The sequence below is a fragment of the Pseudomonas baetica genome, assembly GCF_002813455.1.
GTDB lineage: Bacteria > Pseudomonadota > Gammaproteobacteria > Pseudomonadales > Pseudomonadaceae > Aquipseudomonas > Aquipseudomonas baetica.
Genome location: NZ_PHHE01000001.1, coordinates 2200941 through 2224707, shown reverse-complemented (window position 1 = coordinate 2224707; position 23767 = coordinate 2200941). Strand labels below are relative to the sequence as shown.

The window sequence follows — 23767 nt, the reverse complement described above, 5'->3', positions numbered from 1 at the left end:
ACGTTAGAGAACAAGAACTGTTCGCATTGTAGGGGTGGGAAAGGCTGTCCGGCAATCAGATGCTTTTGCGTATGAGAATATTTATCATTAATATTGCTCGCCTGTTGGTTCGGCTTGTCGGCCGAACGCTTTTCGTTTCAGGGTCGAAACATGAAAGCCAAATTTGCCGCACTCCCCATGTCCTACCGTCTGGCCGTCACCTCGCGGGTGCTGGCGGCAGTGTTTGGCGGCTATCTGGTCGCAGCGCTGGCCAGCGTCACCCTGACGCTATGGCTGCCGTTGAGCCGTGCTGAAGCGGTGGTGACCGGCATGACCATTTCGTTTCTGGTGTATCTGGTCGCCGTGCTTTGGTGCTTTGCCTGCCGAACGGCGTGGTCGGCCTGGGTCGGTTTGCTGGTGCCCAGTGTGGTACTGGCGACGATCTCTGGCGCGGCGCGGGGCTTGGGATACGCATGAAAGAAGGATTTCGCCAGGCCATGGCCTGGCTGCACACGTGGACCGGGCTGGTGTTCGGCTGGTTGCTGTTCGCGATTTTCCTGACGGGAACACTGGCGTACTTCAAGGACGAAACCAGTCACTGGATGCAGCCGGAAATCCCGGCGCGGCCGATCAATGCCGAAGCGAGCCTGACCCTGGCCCAGGAATATCTACAGCAACATGCGGCCGGTGCCTCACGCTGGCTGATCAGCTTGCCCGATGCCCGTGATCCCGGCCTGACCGTGCGTTGGCAGCCATCGCCAGCCAAACCTGGCGAACGTGGCCGTTTCGAGTCGAAAACCCTCGATGCGCAAACCGGTGCCGAAGTACTGGGCCGCGAAAGCATGGGCGGCGAGTTCTTCTACCGCTTCCACTTCCAGCTACAAATGCCTTACCCGTGGGGGCGCTGGCTGGCCACTATCGCGGCGATGGTGATGTTCGTCGCGCTGATCACCGGCATCATCACCCACAAGAAAATCTTCAAGGACTTCTTCACTTTCCGCCCGCGCAAGGGCCAGCGTACCTGGCTTGATGGGCATAACGCTGTCGGCGTGTTGGTGTTGCCGTTTCACCTGATGATCACCTACAGCAGCCTGGTGATTTTCATGTCGATGGTCATGCCGGCGAGCATCGCGGTGTCCTACAACGGCGACGTAAGGGCGTTTTTCGATGAGGTTTTCCCCGCCTCGAAGACACCGGAGCGCGCCAATATTGCCGCGCCTCTGGCACCCATGGCGCCGCTGTTGGCCAAGGCCAGCGAGCAATGGTCGGGCGGCCAGACCACGCGCCTGTCGGTAAGCAATCCGGGCGATGAAAATGCGTCGGTGGTGTTGTCTCGCGCAGGCGACCGCGTCGTGCACGACTTTGGTAACGCCGTGACCTTCAATGGCGTCACCGGACAGATGCTCGGCAGCACCCCGCAACAGCCTGTGGCAATGGCAGTGGGTGGTGCTTTCTATGGTCTGCACATGGGCCACTTTGCCGGGCCGGTGTTGCGCTGGTTGTATTTCATTTGCGGTCTGGCCGGCACGGCCATGATCGGCACCGGACTGGTGATCTGGCTGGGCAAGCGTCAACTCAAACACGCCAAGAGCGGGGTCATGCCGTTCGAGTTGCGTTTGGTGGAAGTGCTGAACATCGCCAGCATGGCCGGGTTGGTGTCGGCGGTGGCGGTGTTCTTCCTGGCCAATCGTCTGTTGCCGGTGGGGTTGGCCGGTCGCGCGGATTGGGAAGTGAATGCGTTTTTCATCATGTGGGGGCTGAGTGTGGTGCATGCGCTGCTTCGTCCGGGGCGTAAGGCCTGGGTTGAGCAGCTTGGGCTGGGGGCTGTGCTGTTTATCGCGGTACCGCTGATCAATGCGCTGACCACACCATGGAATCTCGGCGCAACACTTGCGTCGGGCGATTGGGTGCTCGCCGGTTTCGACCTGACGTGCCTCGCTGCCGGGGTGTTCCTCGCGTGGGCCGCGTGGAAAATGCAGCGTGGCGCAAGTAATGTCAGAGTGAAAAAAGTACAACGCGAAACGGCGCGGCCGGTCACGCTTGAGCAAGGGGCGAGTTGATGCTGCTGGCGCTTCTGCTTTGCTACGCCGGGTTCACCGCGCTGTGTCTGGCGATGCCTCGGCACCATGATGAATTGCTCGGGCACACATCCTCGGCGCGCCGCCGTCAGGGATTGAAACTCATCGGGTGGCTGTTGCTGGCCTTGTCGCTATGGGCTGCGGTGGCCGTCAAAGGCTGGAGTTTCGGTCTGGTCGACTGGTTTGCGGTGTTGATGCTCAGCGCATTGGCCCTGGTGCTGTTGCTGCCCTACCGGCCGCGTCTGGCCTTGACGTTGGCCGGGTTGAGCCTGCTGGCCAGCCCGGTCGCGGCATGGGCGCAGTGCTGACGTGCTGATTGGCCTGCCACCGGAATCGCGCGACGATGAACCGCGCGGGGCTCGTGCACATTTTCTGCAGGTGTTCCTCTCGCAGCGCTCGCAAATGGAAGCGCTGGTAAATCGACGCGTCGGTTGCCGGGCGACGGCGGCGGATCTGGTACAGGATCTGTTTTTGCGCTTCTGGCGCCGACCGTTGGTGCAGGTTGAAGAACTCAGCACCTACCTGTTGCGTTGCGCCGGCAACATCGCCATCGACCATCTGCGCAGCGAAGGCGCACGGCTGCGCGTCAACGAAGGCTGGCAACCGGAGGCGCCGGACAGCCAGGGCAGCGAACCACAGGCAGCGCTCGAAGCCGGCAATGATCTACGCCATGTCGAAGCGGCCTTGCGCGCCTTGCCCGAGCGCACCCGGCAGATCTTTTTGCTCAATCGCATCCACGGCCGCAAGTACGCGGACATCGCCAAAGCCATGGGCCTGTCCCAAAGCGCTGTGGAAAAACATATGATGCGCGCCCTCGAGGCCTGCAAGGCCAGCCTGCGCGAACCCGCGCCACGCCTGCCAGGGAAAGCACCGTGAAGCCCACCGACATAATCATTCCGACGTCCGCTCAGGAACAGGCGGCTTTTGCCTGGCTGAGCCTGCTGCATGATCGGCCCAGCGCTGGCGATCAACTGACGTTCAGCCAATGGCTGCGGGCCGACCCTGCCCACGCCGAGGCTTACGCCCAGGCGCAAGTGCTCTGGGAATTGAGCGAAGGCCCGGCGCAAAGGTTGGCCAATGAAGAGGCGATAGCGTTGCAGGGTTACCTCGATGCGATGGATCGCCCGCGTCGTCCAGCACTGTTGCGTTGGTCTGGCGCGTTGGCGATGGCGGCGTGTCTGCTGTTGATGGTCAACCTCGGTACGGGGTGGCAACCGCAGCGCTGGATTGATGATCTCGGTGCCGATTATGTCTCGGCGCCCGGCGAGATCCGTACCGTCACCCTGGCCGATCAATCGCAAGTGACGCTGGATGCCGACAGCGCCATCGCCGTGGATTTCAGCCACGGCGAACGCCATGTGCGCCTGCGTCGCGGCGCCGGTTTTTTCAGCGTCACGCACACGGGCGAGCCGTTTGTAGTCGAGGCTGAGAAGGGCCAGGTGCGAGTGCTCGGCACGCAATTCGAAGTGCGTCTGCAACCTCATGGGGCGCAGGTCACCGTGTTGTCCGGGCGTGTCGGGGTGACGGCGGATCGTGATGGCGAGCAACAGATTCTCACCGCCGGCCAGCAAGTGGCTTACGGCGATGGCGCAGCGAAAAAACTCCACGCCGTGGACAGCGAGGCGCAACTGGCCTGGCGTCAGGGCTGGCTGACTTACTACAAATCGACGCTGGGCGATGTGGTGGCGGATCTGCGCCGGTATTACCCCGGGCGCATCGTGTTGCTCAGAGATGAGTTGGCGGCGCGCAAGGTCAGCGGCAGTTTTCCGAGTAAGGACCCGCAGACGGTGCTGAATTCGCTGCAAGGGGTGATGGGGTTTGAGCAGCATCAGGTGCTGGGGCATCTGATTATTTTGCGCTGAGGTCACTGACCTCTTCGGGAGCAAGCCCCCTTCCCACAATTTGAAATGTGGTGCCCTTGTGGGAGGGGGCTTGCTCCCGAAGGCGTCGGCACATACAACACATCCTCCAAAAATATTTTCAATTTTGGGGTGAGGTAAACCCGAGCCCCATCCGTGTAGTGACTGAAACTGCGAGTCATTCGCATCCGTTGCGGTTCTACACAGGTCATTGAGCAATGAAGTCCAGGGCAAAATCGGGTTCGGTCAAACAGTGGTTGGGCGCTCAAGCATTGAGCTTTTCGGCATTGGCCTTGTTGCCGATGAGCGTTGCGCTCGCCGCTGAAGCCGTCAGCAGTCAGGCGCAAAAGCAATTCAGCTTCTCTCTGGCCGCCAAACCGCTGCCGCAAGCCCTGAGCGACTTCAGCCGCGTCACCGGGCAGAGCGTGGTTTACACCGATGAGGCGCCGTACGGCATTATCGCGCCAGCCGTAAACGGTCAGATGAGTGCCGAGCAAGCGCTGCAACGTCTGCTCACAGGTTCCGGCCTGAACTTGCGCCGCACCGACAGCCACACGTTCGCACTGGAACCGCAACCCACCGCCGGTGCGCTGAATCTCGGCGCGACGACGATCACTTCGCTGCGCGACGAATCGATGAGTTACCAGCCCCCGCAAACCAGTTCGGTGATGCGCTCATCGGCCTCGCTTCAGGAAATCCCGCAGACCGTCAATGTCATTCCCGCACAAGTGATCCGCGATCAGGCGCCGCGCAACCTTGATGACGCGCTGGCCAACGTCAGTGGCATCACCCAGGGCAACACTTTGGGTAGCACCCAGGATTCGGTGATGACCCGCGGCTTTGGCGATAACCGCAACGGCTCGATCATGCGCGACGGCATGCCGATCGTGCAGGGCCGAGGCATGAACGCCACGGTTGATCGCGTCGAAGTGCTCAAAGGCCCGGCGTCTTTGCTGTACGGAATTCAGGACCCGGGCGGCGTGGTCAACCTCGTCAGCAAGAAGCCCGAACTTGAGCAATACAACGCGCTGACGCTGCGTGGCTCGACCTACGGCGAAGGCAAAAACGGCAGTGGCGGCACCTTCGACAGCACCGGTGCGCTGGGTGAATCCGGGTTCGCTTATCGCCTGGTGCTCGATCACGAAGACGAAGATTACTGGCGCAACTACGGCACCCATCGCGAAACACTGATCGCCCCTTCGCTGGCCTGGTTCGGCGAACGCACCAAGCTGTCTTTCGGCTACGAGCATCGTGAATTCCTCACGCCGTTCGATCGCGGCACGGTGATCGACCCACGCACCAACCATCCGCTGAACATCTCGCGCAAGGAACGTCTCGACGAGCCGTTCAACGACATGCAAGGGCGTTCGGATCTGTATCACTTCGAAGCCGATCACGAGCTCAACGATGACTGGAAGGCTCACTTCGGCTATAGCTGGAACCGCGAAACCTACGACGCCAGCCAGGTGCGCGTGACCGCCATCGATACCAAAAAAGGCACGCTGACCCGCAGCATGGATGGCACGCAAAACGCGATCAGCACCGATCGTTTCACCACCGCCAGCCTCGAAGGCAAGGTCAACGTACTGGGCATGCAGCACGACCTGGTGTTTGGCATTGATGATGAATACCGCAAGATCTACCGTGCCGATCTGATCCGGCAGAAAAGCCTGAGCACCTTCAGCTACGTCAACCCGGTCTATGGTCGCGAGGTTGAAGGCACCACGGTCAGCGCTGCCGACAGCGCACAGACCGATGAACTGCGTAGCGATTCGATCTTCCTGCAGGACTCGATCCACCTCAACGAGCAGTGGATTCTGGTCGCCGGCGGGCGCTTCCAGGAGTACGAGCAGTACGCCGGCAAGGGCGTGCCGTTCAAGGCCAACACTGACAGCAACGGGCAGAAGTGGGTGCCACGCGCCGGCCTGGTGTATCGCTACACCGACGAGCTGTCGTTCTACGGCAGCTACACCGAATCGTTCAAACCCAATTCGACCATCGCCCCGCTGAGCGGCAGCAGCACGGTGCTCGACGGCAGTATTGCGCCGGAAGAAGCCAAGTCGTGGGAGCTGGGCGCGCGGCTGGACATGCCGGGGCGCATCACCGGCAACATCGCGCTGTTCGATATCAAGAAACGCAACGTGCTGGTGGCCAACTCCGAAGGCCCGACGACAATTTACAGCGCGGCGGGTGAAGTGCGCTCGCGCGGTCTGGAAATGGATCTGACCGGTCAACTCAGCGATCGCTGGAGCCTGATCGGCAGCTATGCCTACACCGATGCCGAAGTCACCGAAGACCCGACCTACAAGGGCAAGCGCCTGCAGAACGTGGCGAAGAACAGCGGCTCATTGTCGGCGGTGTATGACTTCGGCAGCGTGATCGGCGGCGATCAACTGCGCGTCGGTGCAGGGGCGCGATATGTCGGCGAGCGGGCGGGCAACGCGGTGAGTGATTTCGATCTGCCGAGCTACACCGTGGCCGATGCCTTTGCCACTTACGACACCAAGGTGGAAGGGCAGAAGGTCAAGTTCCAGCTCAATGTGAAGAACCTGTTTGATCGCACGTATTACACCTCGGCGGCGAGCCGGTTCTTTGTGTCGATGGGCGATTCGCGGCAGGTTTCGCTGTCCAGCACCCTGGAGTTCTGATCCGCAACCGCGTCATCGTTCTTCGCGAGCAGGCTCGCTCCCACAGGGGATTGCATTCCAAATGTGGGAGCGAGCCTGCTCGCGAAGAGGCCCTGAAAGGCACTTAAGATTTCAGGCCTAACGCAAAAACGCCTGCCGATATTCGCCGGGCGTCCCGCCTAAAACCTGCTTGAAGCGATTGGTGAAATGGCTAGCACTGGCAAACCCGCACGCCAGCGCAATCTCCCCCAACGGTAACGTCGTGCCGCGCAACAACTCTCGCGCCCGGCTCAAGCGTCGTGCCAGCACATACTGATGCGGCGGCAGGCCGAAGCTCACGCGAAACATCCGCGCAAAGTGGTATTCCGACAGCGCACACAATCCGGCCAGTTGCCCGAGGCTGATCGGCTCGGCAAACTGCGCATCGATGAACTCCACCAACTGCCGACGCTGATGCGGCGCCAGTCCGCCCTTGAGGCGCAAGCCCTGACGTGCGCCGACCTGACTGAGCAAGGTGTGGCTGATCAATTCGTGGGCAAGGCTGCTGGTCAGCAGACGTTCGGCCGGCTCGTCCCAATTGAGGGTGAGCAATTGTCGAAAGCGCTGTGCCTGCTGCGGGTCTTCGAGAAAGGTCTGCTCGCGCAACTGCATCTCACGCGGTTCACGATCAAGCAGCGTCACGCAACCGAGGGCGAATTGTTCGGCACTGAAATACAGGTGCGCCAGGCGAATATCGCCATTGATCACCCAGCCTGATTCGTGGTCGGCCGGCAGTATGCACAGCTTGTCCGGCCCACCCTTGTGGCCCGGTTGCCCTCGGCGAAACGTACCGGTGCCGCCGGCGATGTAGTAGGAAAGGGTGTGATGGCTCGGTGCTTCGTATTCTCGGGCGTCGTGGTGATTGGTCCACAAGGCTGCAGACAAGCCGTCACCGAGCTCGGCGCTGTGCACAAGGCGTGCGTTCGGCGAGCGGTTAAGTGCTTGAAAGACTTGCAGCGTATCGATGGCGGCCATGATCGGATCTCTTCAACGCCTTGCATCCTACTCCGTAGCCGCCGCGCTGCGCGCCAGTCGCCCGACAAAAGCGCAAGTTTATGCAAGCGCTTGCCGCCTGCCGAAGCAGACACTCAAGGCCTATCAAGGAGTGTTCGTCATGAATCTGTCGTTGTATCTGTTGACCGTGCTGATCTGGGGCACCACCTGGATTGCCCTGAAATGGCAACTGGGCGTGGTGGCGATTCCAGTGTCGATCGTTTATCGCTTTGGCCTCGCGGCGCTGGTGCTGTTCGTTTTACTGTTGCTCAGCCGTCGCTTGCAACCGATGAACCGGCGCGGCCATTTGATCTGCGTGGCTCAGGGCTTGTGCCTTTTTTGCGTCAACTTCATGTGCTTTCTCACCGCCAGTCAGTGGATTCCCAGCGGTCTGGTGGCGGTGGTGTTCTCCACCGCGACCTTGTGGAACGCGCTCAATGCGCGGCTGTTCTTCGGCCAGCGAATTGCCCGCAATGTGTTGATGGGCGGGGCGCTGGGTCTGTTCGGCCTAGGCATGTTGTTCTGGCCGGAACTCGCCGGCCATCAGGCCAGCCCGCAAACCTTGCTTGGCCTGGGACTGGCCCTGTGCGGCACGTTGTGCTTCTCGGCGGGCAATATGCTCTCGAGCCTGCAACAGAAGGCTGGCCTCAAACCCTTGACCACCAATGCCTGGGGCATGGCTTATGGGGCGGCGATGCTGTCGGTGTGGTGTCTGGTCAAAGGCATACCCTTTGACATGGACTGGTCGCCGCGCTACGTCGGTGCGCTGCTGTATCTGGTCATTCCGGGCTCGGTGATCGGTTTCACCGCGTATCTGACGTTGGTCGGGCGCATGGGGCCGGAGCGCGCGGCTTATTGCACGGTGTTGTTCCCGGTGGTGGCGCTGAACGTTTCGGCGTTTGCCGAGGGTTACCAGTGGACAGCTCCGGCGCTGGTCGGTCTGGTATTGGTGATGCTGGGCAACGTGCTGGTGTTTCGCAAACCGAAAGCGGTGGTACCGCCGATCTCGGGAAAGTTGGCGTGAAATAAAACGAGCGCTGATCTTCAGCGCTCGACTTTCAAGGTGATGTAAATCATGACAGGGAAGATGAAATCAACGATATGCCGTGCCCAGTCCTTGGCATTCCATGATTGCGAAGTGTCCATGTCAAACCATTCCACCCCCACGGTTTGCAGGCAAACGTAATAAATAAAGATTGCCGCCAGTATGCCCATGATCGAGAACTTTTTTGCCTCGTGGAATATTTCGGCGGAGGCGTTGATGTTGCGATAGAGCTGATAGGTGCCTATCAGGCACAACACGGTATACGTGACTTCCAGGGTGATAATGAACCAGTAGATCCGGTGATGAATCATCGGCGATTCGATGGCCCGATACTTGATGGTTTCACTGGCCGTGGTGGTGTCCATACTCAGGATGTGCGCCACGTAAGTGTAGTTGGAATCATAGTCGGTGAAATTGTGGATCATCACCAGCAGGCCAAAGAAACTTATGTAAGCCATTAATATGACTTTGCTGTAACGGATAAGTCTGTCGGTGGTCAGGGTATTCAAGGTGTTAGCTCTCCATTGCGTTGTCGATCATTCGACAATTCGGAGAGCTTATAATGTTGTTGTTTGATTGGGTTTGTTGTTCAATTTCGAGTTGTGTATTAAACCAACTAACGGGCAAGTGCCATTACGCACTTGCCCGTTTTTTCAGCCGCGCCAGACTTGCGGGTTTACCAGGTCTTGCGGGCGTTCGCCGAGCAATGCACTGCGCAGATTGGCCAACGCGCGGTTGGCCATGGCTTCGCGGGTTTCGTGGGTGGCTGAGCCGATGTGCGGCAGCGTCACGGCATTTTTCAGCTGGAACAGTGGCGACTCGGCCAACGGTTCTTTCTCGTAGACGTCCAGGCCTGCGCCGCGAATGCGGTTGTTTTTCAGGGCTTCGATCAGCGCTGGCTCATCGACTACCGGGCCGCGGGAGATGTTCACCAGGATCGCGCTCGGCTTCATCAGGGCCAGTTCGCGATGGCTGATGAGGTGGCGGGTCTTGTCGCTGAGTGGCACCACCAGGCAGACGAAATCGGCTTCGGCGAGGAGTTGGTCGAGGCTGCGAAATTGTGCGCCGAGTTCTTGTTCGAGGTCAGTCTTGCGGCTGTTACCGCTGTAGATGATCGGCATGTTGAAGCCGAACCGGCCGCGGCGGGCAACGGCGGCGCCGATGTTGCCCATGCCGACGATGCCGAGGGTTTTGCCGTGGACGTCAGTGCCGAACAGCGGTGCGCCGACGCTGGCTTGCCATTGGCCGGCCTTGGTCCAGGCGTCGAGTTCGGCGACGCGGCGGGCGCTGCTCATGATCAGGGTGAAGGCCAGGTCGGCGGTGCTTTCGGTGAGCACGTCCGGGGTGTTGGTGAGCATGATCGCGCGTTCATTGAAGTAGTCGAGGTCGTAGTTGTCGTAGCCGACCGAGACACTTGAGACCACTTCCAGTTTGGTGGCGGTTTCGAGTTGGGCTTTGCCGAGTTTGCGGCCGACGCCGATCAGGCCGTGGGCGTGGGGCAGGGCTTCGTTGAATTGGGTGTTGATGTCGCCGTTTTTCGGGTTGGGGACGATGACGTCGAAGTCTTGTTGCAGGTGTTCGATCATGGGGGGGGTGATGCGGCTGAAGGCCAGGACTGTTTTTTTCATTGGGCTTGGGCTCGGCTTTGGCTTTCTGAGATTGCCAAGCACGCTAACATTTCTTTGTGGGTTTTGGCTTGTCTTGGCGGCCTTTGGGCCGACCATGTTTGGGGGATTTTGTGTGCATATCCGTTGTTTCTGGGGTTGCCACTGGCGGTTTCGCCCTTACGGCCATCCCTTTCAAGGTCTTAGGTAAAATCCCCTGATACTTCAGCCAGGAGGACCCGAACGATTTGGGCCGATGTTCTAGCGCGTTTCGAGAAAAAAGCACCTGCCAGTGTCATGGCCAAATTGGCGCTGGAGCAGGCCGTTGCGCCTGAGTGGATTGATCAGGTCTTCGAAGAGCATCGGCAACGGCAGTATTCTCGTGAGCTACTGTTCTCGACCATCATCAAGCTGATGTCCCTTGTTTCATTGGGCTTGAAGCCATCCCTGCACGCCGCCGCGCGGCAACTGGAAGATCTTCCTGTCAGTTTGGCTGCCCTCTACGACAAGATCAGTCGTACCGAACCTGCGCTGTTACGCGCTCTGGTCACAGGTTGTGCGCAACGTCTGACTCCGACCATCAAGGAGCTGGGCTGCACCAAAACTAAAAGACCTTGAAAGGGATGGCCCTTACGGCGACTCACTTTTTTACAAGCGCCTAAAAAAGTAAGCAAAAAACGCTTGCTCCTACGTACGGCCCGCTCGCTGGGGCTCGGGGTGCCTTCGCTCCGGGATCCATCCGGGGGCATCGCCTCCGGTTTGCTTCGCTGCACCTCCTCTCGATGTGTTTGGCTTCGCCAAACGGCGCTTCGCGCCTACCCCCCGGATGAATCCCTCCACTCAGCCTTCCGACGTCGCCCGTGGATCAAGATCAAGATCAAGAGCTGCAGCCGAGCTTGCGCTCATCCTGTTGAGTGGGGCGGCATTCGCCGCGTGCGGGTTGTATTTTTCTCCTCTGTAGGAGCTGCCGAAGGCTGCGATCTTTTGATCTTGCTGTTGTTTTGCTGTGGAGGTTGGTCCGTCGCGATGGCGGCCTGACAGCCGACCAATATCTTGCAGACTGCATACGATCCAATTGTAGGAGCGAGCCTGCTCGCGAAAGCGGTATATCGGGCACCAAAAATGTTGAATGGGCTGACGCCTTCGCGAGCACGCTCGCTGCCACAGGGGGTTAGTTGTGTGGCGCAGATTGGGGGATTTCGTGGTTATCCAGGACGCGGTTCACGGCCAGTTCCGCGAGCATGATGATCTGCTGGATCGCGAGAATCGTGCGCCGCTGCGGAAGGTCGACGTAGGCGGCGATGTCGCTGCTCATGATGTTGGCTTGTGCCAGTGATTCGCAGGCGTGGACGAGGAGGCTTTCGTTGTCTTGCCCCGGGGCGACCTGGAACATGGTGCTGGGTTTGTGGAACCTCAGGGTGGTGGCGTTGGGTTTGAGGTAGTGGTCGAGGGCGCGCTCGGCGGCTTCGTGGAATTTCTTCGAGCCGGCGGCTTCGTAAGGCGTGGTGTTATCCGCTTCGGGCGGATTGGGTGTTGGCTTTTTCATGATGAAACTCCATTCGGGATGTGGAGTTCGCCAGACGCTGCGACCAAGCAGAAGGGTGGCGAACTGTACGCGGGTTGGTCGACCAGGGAATGGAAACCCGGCAGGGCCGAAGCCCTCCCACGCACAGCTCGCCATTAAGCAAGCTTGAAAAGTGCGCCATTCTAAACCCGGACGACCAAGTCCGGTCGCTGATTCGTCAGCGACACCCAAAGCCTATCCACCGCACTTCCGACGGACAACCTTCAAAAGCTGTCGGAAACTTCCGCGAAAACCCCGAAATGTAGGAGCTGCCGTAGGCTGCGATCTTTTGATTTTTAAACATCAACATCAAAAGATCGCAGCCTTCGGCAGCTCCTGCAGGTTTCGCAGTGTGTTGAAAATAAGTTGGCAGTGCGTGCGCGTGCGATGAAGGGATCTGTGGATCAAGCTTAAGAGCTGCAGCCGAGCTTGCGCTCATCCTGTTGAGTGGGGCGGCATTCGCCGCGTGCGGGTTGTATTTTTCTCCTCTGTAGGAGGGGCCGCCCCGTCTTCGACGCCGCGCTGTCGCGCAGCAAACTGGGGCTAGAGTAGAAGAGCGCGCGCGGGGCAGAGACCGTCATTAGCACTGGTGTGACAGCACCCGAGTAGGAGAGTGGTCCGCACGGTATCGGCGTGGAGTCGCTGAAGGCACGGCATGCCGTGACCTCGTATAAGAGAGTGAACCCCTTCGCCACCGTGTACCCCGCGCGCGCTTTTCAATCCTGCGAGGAATTGTCATGGCGCGCAAGAACCAAAAACGCTTTGAGATTGTTCATCACGACTGCGCCGGCATCGATGTGGGTAGTCGTGAGCATTGGGTCGCGGTCAATCCTGATCGATCCGATCCGCCTGTTCGTAAATTTTTGACCTTCACCGATGACCTGATCGCGCTGGCCGACTGGCTTGAGTCGTTGAAGATCAAAGTGGTGGCCATGGAGGCGACCGGCGTTTATTGGATTCCTCTTTTCGAAGTGCTCGATGCCCGGGGATTCGAGGTTTATCTGGTCAACTCGCGGGCGACGCGACAGACCTCCGGCCGCAAATCCGATGTTCTGGATTGCCAGTGGATCTGGCAACTGATGACGCACGGCCTGTTGAGCGGGGCTTTTCGTCCAGCCGATGAAATTTGCTCGATGCGCTCGCTGGTACGGCAACGTGCCAATAAAGTCGCCGATCAAGCCAAAACCATCAACCGCATGCAGAAAGCCCTGAGCCAGATGAACATCCAGCTGGCCAATGTTATCAGCGACATTAGCGGCGTGACCGGGATGAAAATCCTCCAGGCAATAAATCAGGGTGAGCGCGATCCTCACGCTCTAGCCGCCTTGCGAGATCGGCGTATCAAGGCAGACCACGCCACCATCGCCCGCAGCCTGCACGGCAATTGGCGCATGGAGCACCTGCATGCACTACGTCAGGAACTGGCGTGCTACGACTTTCTGGAAACACAAATCGCCGAGTGCGACAGGGCCATCGCACAAGCGCTTGAACGACTGCCCGTGCGTCAGGAAGAAGTCCCAGCGGCGTGTAAAGCGCTTCGCAACACTCATCGCTCGGCTGCGCAACAGACGGCCCTGCATCAGGCATTGGGCCAGGTGATGGGCGTGGATTTAACCGCCATCCCCACGATCGGGGTGGATACCGCGCTGGTGCTGGCCAGCGAGTTGGGCCCGGACTTGTCACGCTTCCCGACCTCACAACACTTTTGCTCATGGTTGGGTGTCGCGCCGCCAACCCGAATATCGGGCGGCAAACCTCTTCCGGGCAGAGCACCGAAGGTCATCAATCGAGCGGCTCAAGCGCTCAAGCAATCGGCTTCTAACGCCCGAAACGACAAAAGTTTTATCGGTGCCAGCCACCGGGCACGCTTAAGCAGAATGGATACGGGCTGCGCCATCAAAGCAACCGCCCATCAACTGGCTCGGCTGATTTACGCCATGCTGACCAAGGGACAGCCGTATGTTGAGCAAGGTTTGGAAGCTTACGAAGAAAAAAGCCGCAGCCGGCAACTGCGCGCCTTGGAACGCAAGGCACGCAAGCTGGGGATGCAGTTGGTGATGGCTGGATAGAATTTAGAGCAAAAACAATGCGTTATTTTTTGTTTGATAAGAGCGAATTCATTCGCGAAAATCCGGTACATCCAAAGCATTTGTGACTTCAGAAATGCCGCCTTCCCGAATGAATTCGGTCCTACCGTTGATCTCATTTCAGCCCGGAGCGTGCACCTTCAGTTCTACCAGGCTCCGAAGCCGCAACTGCGCACAACACCCGCCATCTGGAAGGTTGCCGATTTGCAGGCTGCTGTCGAGTTTTTTGACGATCATCTCGACGATGGCTAATCCCAGCCCTGCGCCATTGCTATGGCCATTGCTGTAGAAACGCTCCAGCAGGCGGGATGCGTTTTTTTCGTCGATGCCCGGCCCCCTGTCCTCGACGCGCAGCTCGGCCTCGCCGTCATGAGCGCGGTCAAGAATGACCCGTATCTCACTGTTGGCCGGAGCGAAGTTAAGGGCGTTGGTCAGCAGGTTCTGGAAGGCGACGGTGATGGCCGCCGGATCACTGTGTAACCGGAAGTCCTCGACGCCATCGAATACCAACTCGACTTTTTTCTCGGCTGCCAATGGCGTCAGTTCGGCGAGTTCCTCACGGACCAGACTGCCCAGGTCGCAGGTCTGCAGTTCATCGTGTTTTATCTTCGGCTCAAGGCGCGCCATAGTCAGCAACTGACTGGCGATGCGCGTCGCGCGGTCGACGCCATGCACCAGATAATCCAGCGCTTCTTCGCGTTGTTCAGGCAGTTGCGCCTGTTTGGCGTTTTGCGCGTGGATGCGCAGGATGGTCAGTGGGGTGCGTAATTCGTGTGCCGCATCCGCGATAAAACAACGCTCTCGATCCAGCAGATTTTCGATCTGGATCAACAGGCGATTTAGCGCGGTCTGCATCGGCTCCAGCTCTCGGGGCAGTGGCGACAGGTTCAGCGACTCAAGGCTCTCCGGCTCGCGTCGACGGATGACGCTGGCCATGAATTGCAGGGGGCGCATCCCCCAGCCAATCGCCAGCCAGATGGCGATGGCGAGTAGCGGTACACCAATCACCGTAGGCCAAAGGGTATGGCGAACGATGCGTTGAATCAGGTCCTGACGCACGTCGTCACGCTCGCCGACCCAGATCAACAGGCCTTGCTGGGCATCGACCAGCAGGAAGCCACACCAGTCATTACCGTCTTTGAGAAAGTCATGTGAGCCCTCTGTAGCGGGCGGGCCGTCCAGCTCCGGTGCCTCCGCGGAACGCACTAGAAGTTCGCCCGTGTTGCGCCAGATCTGGAACGTCAAACGGGTTTCATAAGGATGTGCGGCTTCACCACCACCCACTCGACTCATGGCTTCGTCGAAAGCCTGATACAGCCGGTCAAGGTCCGTTTCACCTGGCGGCCGTTGACGCAGAACGCCTTGCAGCAAGCGCGCGCTTTGCGCCAGCTGTGCGTCGTACACCTCTTCAATTTCGGTGTGGCGATCGCGTAACGCCAACCAACTGATGGTCAGGTCGCCCAACAGTAACAGGAGTAACACGGGGACGAGGATGCGCGCGCGAACTGAGCTCATGACGCAGTCTCGATCCGGTAGCCGACACCGCGCACGGTGCGTATCAATTCAGCGGAGAGTTTCTTGCGCAGGTTGTGGATCAACACCTCCAATGTGTTGCTCTCCACCTTGTCTTGCCAGCCGTAAAGCGTCGACGACAAACGTTCGCGGGTCACGACTTTACCGGGCCGGATCATCAGTTGATGGAGGAGCTGATACTCCATGGGCGTCATGGCGATTTCAACGCCATTGAAGCTGACTTGCTGCGTCGAAGGGTCCAGGCTGATTTGCCCGTGCTCCAGCAACGGTTGCGCACGGCCCTGACTGCGCCGCAGCAGCGCGCGAACCCGAGCCTTGAGCTCGTCCACATCGAAGGGTTTGACCAGATAGTCATCGGCACCGGCGTCCAGCCCGGCGATGCGGTCCGGCGTGCCGTCGCGTGCGGTCAGGATCAGGACGGGCAAAGACTGTTGCTCCGCGCGAATCTGGCGCAGCAAGTCGAGACCGTCCAGGCGCGGCAGGCCAAGGTCGAGCAACAGTAAGTCAAAGCGCTCGCTGCGCAATGCATGTAACGCGCTCGCGCCGTCCTGTAGCCAGTCCAGCGTATAGCCTTCGCCGCCGAGGGCGACACGAATGCCCTGGCCTACACCACGGTCATCTTCCACGAGGAGCAGGCGCATAAGGTGTTCCGTATTGGTTTTAGCCGGTGAGGGCGCACATGATGCCGCTACGCCAGCGCTTCGGGCAGAGCCTTGTGTCGGAGAATATGTAACGGTCTGTTGCGTCCTAAGCTTTCGCTAAGCTTTGTTTCGCACAGTAGCGCCTCCTTAGTTCTCACGAGTGTCTGCCATGCGTAAAGTCCTGTTGCTGGTTCCCTTCCTGCTCGCCAGCCCGCTGGCCCTTGCCGGTCCACAATGCACCACCGCCGAACGTTCCACCTGGCAGGATCAGGGCAAATTCCAGGAGCAACTCAAGGCTCAGGGTTACGAGATCAGCAAGTTCAAAGTCACTGACGGCAACTGCTACGAAATCTACGGTTTTGACAAAGACAAACGCAAAGTCGAGATCTACCACGATCCGGTCACCGGCAAAGCTGTGAAGACCGAGATCAAAGGCTAATGATTCGGCCGCCCCTACGCCTGTGGGACCCGCTGGTGCGGTTGTTCCACATTTCTCTGGCCGGTGTTTTCGTCGCTAATTACTTCTTCAATGAAGCGGGTGGCGATTGGCACGTCTGGCTGGGTTACTACGCGGTCGCCTGGCTGGTGGTTCGAGTGGTGTGGGGTTTTACCGGGCCGCGCAGTGCGCGCTGGTCAGATTTCTGGCCGACGCCTGCTCGCTTGCGTGCCCATGTTGGTTCGCTGCTCAGGCGTCAGCCGGAACATCGGCTGGGCCACTCGCCGCTGGGTGCGCTGGTCATGGTGCTGATGATGGCGATGATTTTTGCGATCGGTTTTACCGGATGGTTAATGACCGAAGTGGATGCCCTGTGGGGCGCCGACTGGCCTCTGCAGATTCATGAAACGCTGGCTAACAGCCTGGCGTGGGTGGTGTGCCTGCACATAGCCGCGGCACTGTTCGAAAGCTATCAGGTGAAGGACAACCTGCCGTTGTCGATGATCACGGGTCGGCGTCGGTCACTTGCCGAAGAGCCGCGTGATTGAACCCAGATATTTTGCCTTCCCGATTGTGATGGCTAACCATGCGAGCGATCCCTTTCAATGTACCTGCGATGAGTGCATGCCTCTCGCTCGTCCTGATTTTCCTCGGTGCCTGGTTCAGCCACCCGTAGCACAGCCTGTCCGGTTTTGCGGTTGCGCCTGTCATGACGCCGGTTTCCGGCTCTACTGCCAAAGCCATCTACAGTACCCGCTGCGCATCGTCTGATCTGGACGATTTCGTGCATTCCTCTGCAGTGACCGCATTGCCGGGTGGAGACCTGATGTCAGTGTGGTTCGCGGGCACTCGTGAGGGGGCGGACGATGTCGAAATTCGCGCCTCGCGATTCTATGCGAGCTCAGGCGAGTGGGGCGATGAGCAAGTGCTGGCGACGCGTCAGTCCACTCAGGAAGGAACCGGTAAATACATCCGTAAACTCGGTAACCCCGTGGTTGCTTTGGCACCAGACAAGCGCTTGTGGCTGTTCTATGTCTCCGTGTCCGTAGGCGGCTGGGCAGGCAGTTCCGTCAACGTGATGGTTTCTGAAGACATGGGCAAAAACTGGTCGCAGCCGCGTCAACTGGTTACTTCGCCATTCATGAACATCAGCACTTTGGTACGTGCGGCACCGGTGTTCCATGCCGATGGTTCGATTGGTCTGCCGGTTTACCACGAGTTTCTGGGCAAATTTGCCGAGTACCTCTACCTGAGCGCCAATGGTGATGTGATCGACAAATTCCGCATCAGCCGCGGCACGAACTCCCTGCAGCCAACGGTGGTGCCGCTGGATGACAAGCGCGCGGTCGCGTTGCTGCGCTACGCGGGCAATACGCATCACAAAGTGCTCGCCAGTCGCACCGAAGATGGCGGCCAGACCTGGAGCGAACCGCTACCCCTTGCGCCGAGCAATCCCAATTCTTCGCTGGCCGCCGTCGGTACGCCTGACCGTGGGCTGTTGGTTGCGCTGAATGATCTGCGCGACGGTCGTTTCAAATTGAGCCTTTACGGCACGGACGAGCAGATGGATCACTGGACCTCGCTGATCGATCTGGACAAGTCCCCCGATCCGCTGGGCAATCCATTTTCCTTTGATGCCTACAAGGAAATCATCGGTGAAGGTTTCCGCGCCTCCAGCGGTGAGCGCCGTCATCCGTTGGAGGAGGCGTTTCTGAGCAATCTCGATCAGCGCGTTTGCTCACCACAAGGCTGCGATTTTGAGTACGAATACCCGTACTTCATCCGCAGCCCTGAAGGCATCTATCACTTGGTGTATTCGTGGAACAACACCTTTATCAAACATGTCAGCTTCAATGAAGCCTGGCTGGCGGAGCAACTGCTGTGATGTCTCTGTGGCAAGCCCATCTGTTTTTCAGTCTGGCGCTCTTTCTTGTAGCTGCCCCGCTGACGCAAAGCCTCAAGTGGCGACTGGTCATGCTGGCGAGCGCTTCAGCGTTGAGCTTTGTCAGCCACAATGGTCTTTCGCTGGCGGCCTACGTGCGCAGTTTTACCGATGATCTGGCGATCACCACCACGATTGTCCTTGTCTGGCTCACCTTGCAGCGTCTGGGTATGAAGCTGCCTGGAACGGCTCGACCTGGCGCGGTTGTGGTGATTGTTTTTGCTGCGCTGGCATTGTTCCTGTACCCGGCCACATTGGGCCTTAGCTACAGCGATCCTTATCGTCTGGGCTTTAATCCGCACCCGCTGATCATTGCTGTTGCGACCATTGCTTTTGGCTTGTTGTACCTGCGCAACGGCCTGGGTGTGGTGATGCTGGCAGGCGCGACACTGGCGTTTGCAGTGCGCACCAAACCTTCGGAAAACTATTGGGATTACCTGATCGACCCGCTGTTGGCGTTGTATTGCTGCGTTGCGCTGGTGGTGATGGTCATGCGTGGCATCTATCGTCGCTGGCGCAGTCGCCAGCCATTAACGCTATCAAACGGCAAGCCGGTTTCGGGCTTGTGAATGCAACGGTCAAGGGGATAAAAATGGGGTGGCTGCAATCACGGCGCTTGCTGTATTGGCTGGGCGTGACCGTGCTGTTTTTCGTGCTGCTGAGTGTGTTGCGGCTGGTGTTTTTCTTCGGTTTCTCCGGCGTTGATCCTGCCAGCCTGAGTACCGACACCACCGTCGCACAGACGCTGGGCATCGGCTTTCGTTTCGACTTGCGCCTGGCTTTGCTGTTGGCGTTACCCCTCGTCGTGCTGCTGTGGATTCCTCGCTGGAACCTTCTGAACGTAAAGACAATACGTTGGTTGGCGCGGTTGTATCTGGCCCTCGCATTGGCGCTAGTGACTGTGGTTTACATCGTCGATTTCGGTCATTACGCGTATCTGGGCGTGCGGATCAACGCCAGCGTCATGCGTTATCTGGACGACGCGCAGATTTCCCGGGACATGCTTTGGCAAACCTACCCGGTGCTGTGGATCACCGCGAGTTGGCTCGCCGGTATCGGGGTCATAATCGCGGCCTTCATCGGGCTGGAGCGGCTGACTCTTGAGCGTCCGTCCAGACCGATCAAGCGTTGGTCCGTCGCGTTTGGCGCAGTGCTCGTGACGATGGCCACGTTGTTGGGGCTGCTGGGCCGCGTTGAAAACCTCAATCTGGAAAACCCGGTACCGCTGCGCTGGAGCGATGCGTTCTTTTCCGGCAATAGTCAGGTTGCCGCGCTGGGTTTGAACCCGGTGCTGTTCCTGTATGACACGCTCAAGGTCGGGCAATCGCGTTACGACGAAGATGTGGTGCGCAAGCATTATCCAGTGGTCGCTGATTATCTGGGCGTCGATGAGCCAGACCCGCAAAGCCTGACCTTCAAGCGTCAACAGGGTGTGCAGCCTTACAACGTCGCTGCTACGCGGCCGCCGAACGTGGTGTTTGTCATGCTGGAGTCGTTGGGCACCAGTGCCGTAGGGGCATACGGCAACCCGCTTAATCCAACGCCGAATCTGGATTCGCTGGCCAAGCAAAGCTGGTTCTTCCGGCATTTCTATGTGCCGGTCACAGGAACGGCCAAAACTGTATGGGCGAGCATTACCGGGGTGCCCGATGTGACCCGTCAGGAAACCGCGACCCGTCACCCGATGCTGACCCGGCAAAATACGCTGATCAACGATTTCAAGGGCTACGAGAAGCTGTACATGATTGGCGGCAACTCCGGGTGGGCCAACATGAACGCGCTGATCCGCCGCAGCATTGTCGACATTCGACTGTATGACGAGCGTGACTGGCGTTCGCCTGTGGTGGATGTCTGGGGGATTTCCGATCTGGATCTGTTCAAGGAAAGCGACCGAATCCTGCGCGCGCTGCCCAAGGACCAGCCGTTTTTCGCCTATTTGCAGACGGCAGGCAATCACCGGCCGTTTACGATTCCCAAAGAAAATAACGGTTTCGAAGTCAGCAACCTGAGCCTTGAACAGGTTCAGGCAGCGGGCTCGCGCAGCGTCGAGCAATACAACGCGGTGCGCTTGCTGGACTTCAATATCGGGCGGCTGATGGAACTGGCCAAGGCGGGCGGTTACTACGAGAACACGATTTTTGTCCTGTTTGGTGACCACAATACCCGTATCAGCCAGATCCCGCACATGCCTCCAGCGTTTGAGAGATTGGGGCTGGAGAGCAACAACGTGCCGATGTTGATTCACGCACCAGGCTTGATCGGGACGAAGGTGGTGGAGGAGGCGGTGGGGTTGGCGGACTTGTTGCCCACCGTGGCAGGTATGGCAGGCATTGCGTTCAGCAACGGCGCCATGGGGCGGGATATTCAGCAACCTGCGCCGGAGGGTGAACGTGTCGTGCCATTGGTACTGCGCGAAGGTACGTTCCCGTTGATCGGTGGCGTGCCCCGGCATTTCCTCCTGCAGATGGAACACGACGGTACTTCACCGACGCTGCACGACCTGGCCTCGGCAACACCGTTGGAGGACGTTGCCGGTCAGCATCCTGAGGAATTCAGTCGCTTGCGTGCATTGACCCTCGGGCTGCATGAAAGCGCGCGATTGATGTTGTACCGGAATGTGCAGTGAGGTTATGGCAATTTAACCGCTTACGCGCTGCAATTCGATTGCTTGAACTGCAATGCATTTACCAGTGGGAGCTGGGCTTGTCCGCGATAAGGTATAGGTGATCTACCTGCAGAATCGAGGTGTCCTTATCGCGGGCAAGTCCAGCTCCCACAGAGAAAGTGTTCCTCCTGTACATCCGAAAATTTGTGAACCATTTGACGATATTTTCATGCCCTTTACAGGTATGATGCCCACCTTCGTTGGGGAGTAGCCTGCTGCTGAGTTATCTCAGGAGCGTTCGTATCAACATTCTCGGCAGCAGCCGTGGTACGAACATCTTTTGGTTGGCGAGACCAGCGACATATCCATGCCTAAAGTTGGGCGTGTGGATGTGTCGTTGACTCATAGCCCGACTGGAAGTAAACCGTGAATCCCATTTCCCTCATATTCCTTGCCCTGGCCATGTCCACGGACGCTTTTGCAGCGGCCATCGGTAAAGGCTCCAGCCTGCACAAACCCCGTTTTATCGAAGCGCTGCGCACCGGTGTTATTTTCGGTGTGATTGAAGCCATCACGCCCGTCATCGGCTGGGCGATTGGCAATGCGGCCAGCAGCTTCGTTGAAAGCTGAGACCACTGGATCGCCTTCACGCTGCTTCTGATTCTCGGCTTGCACATGATCTACAACGGCGTGAAGCAGGATGAGGAAGAGCCCGAGGAAAAAGCGGGTCAGCATTCGTTTCTGATTCTGGCTGTCACTGCTTTTGCCACCAGCATCGACGCGCTTGCCGTAGGAGTTGGCCTGGCGTTTGTAGACGTGAATATTCTGGTCGCGGCGGCTGCAATCGGTTTGGCGACCATGACCATGGTCACTATCGGTGTGATGCTGGGCCGGATGCTGGGCACCATGGTCGGCAAGCGTGCCGAGATCATTGGCGGTGTGGTGCTGATGCTGGTGGGCGCTACGATCTTGTATGAGCACTTGTCGGCGTGATTTTCTAGGTTGAAACAAGCCCTGTAGGAGCTCACCGAGGTTACGAGGCCAGCGATGGCGGTGTATCAGACGCACCGCTATCGGCCATTCCATGACGCTTTGAGCAGTTCTGCAATAGCGAGCTATCGCGTGAATAACCGGTTTCACCGATGAGCACACTAGCGGCATACAACTGCGCGCCTTGTTTTGCAGCGTGTGATGAATGTTCCGGGTGACTGAAATCAGCACACACCGATAGGGCTATGGGTAAGTCCGCGATAAGCATCAAATCGCCCCCATTACCCGCACTAAAGAATTGCTCTTCGCCAGGGTGTAGATGCTGCTTGGTATAGAAACCAATCGAGCCATCTTGGTGGAGTATGAAAGCTGCAATTAGCGGTTTGTCATGACTGGGTAGGCGCAACGGCAAACCCACTATCGTAGTCATGGAGGCTTCCCGCGCAAGGTGTCGCAAGGGGGAGAGAAGTGGGCTATCTATATCCTGCGCCAAGGCTTTAGCTGTAGTGGTCTAATGAAACCGGACACCCATTTAGGCGAGAATGCTCGCCAGATAGAGGTGTCTGATGACCAAACAACGTCGTTCTTTTTCCGCTGAATTCAAACGCGAGGCCGCAGGCCTCGTGCTCGATCAAGGCTATAGCCATATCGAAGCCAGCCGCTCGCTTGGTGTGGTTGAGTCCGCGTTGCGCCGCTGGGTTAATCAGCTTCAGCAGGAGCGCACTGGCGTTACTCCGCAGAGTAAAGCGCTGACGCCAGAGCAACAGAAAATCCAGGAATTGGAAGCTCGAATCGCTCGACTTGAGCGGGAGAAATCCATTTTAAAAAAGGCTACCGCGCTCTTGATGTCGGAAGAGCACGAGCGCACGCGCTGATTGATCAACTGAGCCCCCAAGAGCCGGTTGATTGGCTTTGCGCAGTCTTTGACGTCACTCGTTCGTGTTACTACGCCCATCGTCTCAGGCGCCGAACTCCAGACGTTGAGCGGCTTCGGTTGCGCAGCCGGGTTAACGAACTGTTTACGCAAAGTCGAAGCGCCGCCGGTAGCCGCAGCATCGTGTCGATGATGCAGGAAGACGGCGAGCAAATTGGGCGGTTCAAGGTGCGAGGCCTGATGCGGGAACTGGAGTTGGTCAGTAAACAACCTGGATCACATGCCTACAAACAAGCGACGGTTGAGCGGCCTGACATTCCGAACATATTGAATCGAGAGTTTGATGTGCCGGCGCCGAATCAGGTCTGGTGTGGCGACATCACCTACATCTGGGCTCAAGGGAAATGGCATTACCTGGCTGTCGTTATGGATCTTTACGCGCGCCGAGTGGTGGGCTGGGCGCTGTCGAACAAGCCGGATGCGGATCTGGTCATCAAGGCGTTGGACATGGCTTACGAACAGCGTGGCAGGCCTCAAGGGCTTCTGTTTCACTCGGATCAGGGCTCGCAATATGGCAGTCGCCAGTTTCGCCAACGGCTCTGGCGTTACCGCATGCGCCAAAGCATGAGCCGTCGTGGAAACTGCTGGGATAACGCGCCGATGGAGCGTGTGTTTCGCAGCTTGAAAACTGAATGGATACCGACCGTGGGCTACATGACAGCTCAAGAAGCGCACCGCGACATCAGTCATTACCTGATGCATCGGTACAACTGGATTAGACCGCACCAATTCAACAACGGACTGGCCCCAGCTCAGGCCGAGAAAAAACTTAACGTCGTGTCCGGGATTAGTTGACCACTACAACAGGTCC

Annotated in this window: 20 protein-coding genes, 3 pseudogenes and 1 riboswitch; of the genes and pseudogenes, 16 read left to right on the top strand and 7 right to left on the bottom strand. The window is 58.5% G+C overall.

Annotation, left to right across the window (positions count from 1 at the left end):
• The first annotated feature begins 150 nt into the window (after positions 1–150).
• From ATI02_RS10180 to ATI02_RS10155, 6 genes are all read left to right on the top strand, one after another.
• A complete protein-coding gene (locus tag ATI02_RS10180) occupies positions 151–456 on the top strand; it encodes a DUF3649 domain-containing protein (RefSeq protein ID WP_095188778.1) in 306 nt (101 codons plus the stop codon).
• Entirely contained in the window at positions 453–2039 is a 1587-nt protein-coding gene (locus ATI02_RS10175; protein ID WP_100846193.1) for a PepSY-associated TM helix domain-containing protein, read from the top strand. Before ATI02_RS10180 ends, ATI02_RS10175 begins: the two co-directional genes overlap by 4 nt.
• Positions 2039–2365 carry a DUF3325 domain-containing protein gene (locus tag ATI02_RS10170; RefSeq protein ID WP_100846192.1) on the top strand — a complete coding sequence of 109 codons (327 nt, stop codon included), beginning with the start codon at positions 2039–2041 and terminating at the stop codon, positions 2363–2365. The genes ATI02_RS10175 and ATI02_RS10170 overlap by 1 nt, the downstream gene beginning before the upstream one ends.
• 1 nt (position 2366) lies before the next feature.
• Complete coding sequence (locus ATI02_RS10165) at positions 2367–2933, top strand: RNA polymerase sigma factor (protein ID WP_095188781.1); 567 nt, start codon at positions 2367–2369, stop codon at positions 2931–2933.
• Positions 2930–3919, top strand: a complete 990-nt coding sequence (locus ATI02_RS10160; RefSeq protein ID WP_100846191.1) for a FecR family protein — start codon at positions 2930–2932, stop codon at positions 3917–3919. Before ATI02_RS10165 ends, ATI02_RS10160 begins: the two co-directional genes overlap by 4 nt.
• Before the next feature lie 215 nt (positions 3920–4134).
• Positions 4135–6564: a TonB-dependent siderophore receptor gene (locus tag ATI02_RS10155; RefSeq protein ID WP_100846190.1), complete on the top strand. Its 2430-nt coding sequence runs from the start codon at positions 4135–4137 to the stop codon at positions 6562–6564.
• 117 nt (positions 6565–6681) lie between these two features.
• Here the strand turns inward: ATI02_RS10155 and ATI02_RS10150 are convergent, their stop codons facing one another.
• Complete coding sequence (locus ATI02_RS10150; protein WP_100846189.1) at positions 6682–7557, bottom strand: AraC family transcriptional regulator; 876 nt, start codon at positions 7555–7557, stop codon at positions 6682–6684.
• A 139-nt stretch (positions 7558–7696) separates the two neighbouring features.
• Here ATI02_RS10150 and ATI02_RS10145 point away from each other — a divergent pair, with 139 nt between their 5' ends.
• Entirely contained in the window at positions 7697–8599 is a 903-nt protein-coding gene (locus tag ATI02_RS10145; RefSeq protein WP_095188785.1) for a DMT family transporter, read from the top strand.
• 20 nt (positions 8600–8619) lie between these two features.
• Here ATI02_RS10145 and ATI02_RS10140 read toward each other — a convergent pair whose 3' ends face one another.
• Complete coding sequence (locus ATI02_RS10140) at positions 8620–9129, bottom strand: DUF2165 family protein (protein ID WP_095188786.1); 510 nt, start codon at positions 9127–9129, stop codon at positions 8620–8622.
• Positions 9130–9273: 144 nt separating this feature from the next.
• A complete protein-coding gene (locus ATI02_RS10135; protein WP_100846188.1) occupies positions 9274–10248 on the bottom strand; it encodes a 2-hydroxyacid dehydrogenase in 975 nt (324 codons plus the stop codon).
• A gap of 273 nt (positions 10249–10521) precedes the next feature.
• Between ATI02_RS10135 and ATI02_RS10130 the strand changes: the two are divergent.
• Positions 10522–10824 (top strand): annotated as a pseudogene (locus ATI02_RS10130) (IS4 family transposase); the annotation flags it as partial.
• A gap of 571 nt (positions 10825–11395) precedes the next feature.
• Here ATI02_RS10130 and ATI02_RS10120 read toward each other — a convergent pair.
• The gene (locus ATI02_RS10120) at positions 11396–11770 is read right to left on the bottom strand and encodes a DUF6124 family protein (RefSeq protein ID WP_095188788.1); all 375 of its coding nucleotides are present in this window, start codon (positions 11768–11770) and stop codon (positions 11396–11398) included.
• Positions 11771–12525: 755 nt separating this feature from the next.
• Between ATI02_RS10120 and ATI02_RS10115 the strand changes: the two genes are divergently transcribed.
• Positions 12526–13857: an IS110 family RNA-guided transposase gene (locus ATI02_RS10115; RefSeq protein WP_095191980.1), complete on the top strand. Its 1332-nt coding sequence runs from the start codon at positions 12526–12528 to the stop codon at positions 13855–13857.
• 138 nt (positions 13858–13995) lie between these two features.
• Here ATI02_RS10115 and ATI02_RS10110 read toward each other — a convergent pair whose 3' ends face one another.
• On the bottom strand, positions 13996–15390 hold the full coding sequence (locus ATI02_RS10110) for an ATP-binding protein (protein ID WP_100846186.1): 1395 nt from the start codon (positions 15388–15390) through the stop codon (positions 13996–13998).
• Positions 15387–16049, bottom strand: coding sequence for a response regulator (locus ATI02_RS10105; RefSeq protein ID WP_100846185.1), 663 nt, complete (start codon positions 16047–16049; stop codon positions 15387–15389). The genes ATI02_RS10110 and ATI02_RS10105 overlap by 4 nt, the downstream gene beginning before the upstream one ends.
• Positions 16050–16218: 169 nt before the next feature.
• On the opposite strand from ATI02_RS10105, the gene ATI02_RS10100 reads away from it, so the two are divergent.
• From ATI02_RS10100 to mntP, 6 genes and pseudogenes are all read left to right on the top strand, one after another.
• Positions 16219–16488 (top strand): PepSY domain-containing protein, encoded by a 270-nt coding sequence (locus ATI02_RS10100; protein ID WP_027900126.1) that lies wholly within the window; start codon positions 16219–16221, stop codon positions 16486–16488.
• A complete protein-coding gene (locus ATI02_RS10095; RefSeq protein ID WP_100846184.1) occupies positions 16488–17033 on the top strand; it encodes a cytochrome b/b6 domain-containing protein in 546 nt (181 codons plus the stop codon). Before ATI02_RS10100 ends, ATI02_RS10095 begins: the two co-directional genes overlap by 1 nt.
• A 38-nt stretch (positions 17034–17071) precedes the next feature.
• A pseudogene (locus tag ATI02_RS10090) lies at positions 17072–18370 on the top strand (sialidase family protein).
• Positions 18367–18996, top strand: coding sequence for a hypothetical protein (locus ATI02_RS10085; RefSeq protein ID WP_100846183.1), 630 nt, complete (start codon positions 18367–18369; stop codon positions 18994–18996). Before ATI02_RS10090 ends, ATI02_RS10085 begins: the two are co-directional and overlap by 4 nt.
• Positions 18997–19019: 23 nt before the next feature.
• Positions 19020–21053: an LTA synthase family protein gene (locus ATI02_RS10080; protein WP_100846182.1), complete on the top strand. Its 2034-nt coding sequence runs from the start codon at positions 19020–19022 to the stop codon at positions 21051–21053.
• Positions 21054–21282: 229 nt separating this feature from the next.
• Positions 21283–21453: riboswitch (yybP-ykoY riboswitch) on the top strand.
• A gap of 5 nt (positions 21454–21458) precedes the next feature.
• Positions 21459–22025: pseudogene (gene mntP / locus ATI02_RS10075) on the top strand (manganese efflux pump MntP).
• A 40-nt stretch (positions 22026–22065) separates the two neighbouring features.
• Here the strand turns inward: mntP and ATI02_RS32000 are convergent.
• On the bottom strand, positions 22066–22515 hold the full coding sequence (locus ATI02_RS32000) for a carbon-nitrogen hydrolase family protein (RefSeq protein WP_107647010.1): 450 nt from the start codon (positions 22513–22515) through the stop codon (positions 22066–22068).
• 73 nt (positions 22516–22588) lie between these two features.
• Between ATI02_RS32000 and ATI02_RS10070 the strand changes: the two genes are divergently transcribed.
• A protein-coding gene (locus ATI02_RS10070; protein ID WP_095191983.1) for an IS3 family transposase occupies positions 22589–23751 on the top strand; the annotation gives its coding sequence in 2 pieces (ribosomal slippage) (positions 22589–22844 and positions 22844–23751; 1164 coding nt in all).
• Positions 23752–23767: the final 16 nt, after the last annotated feature.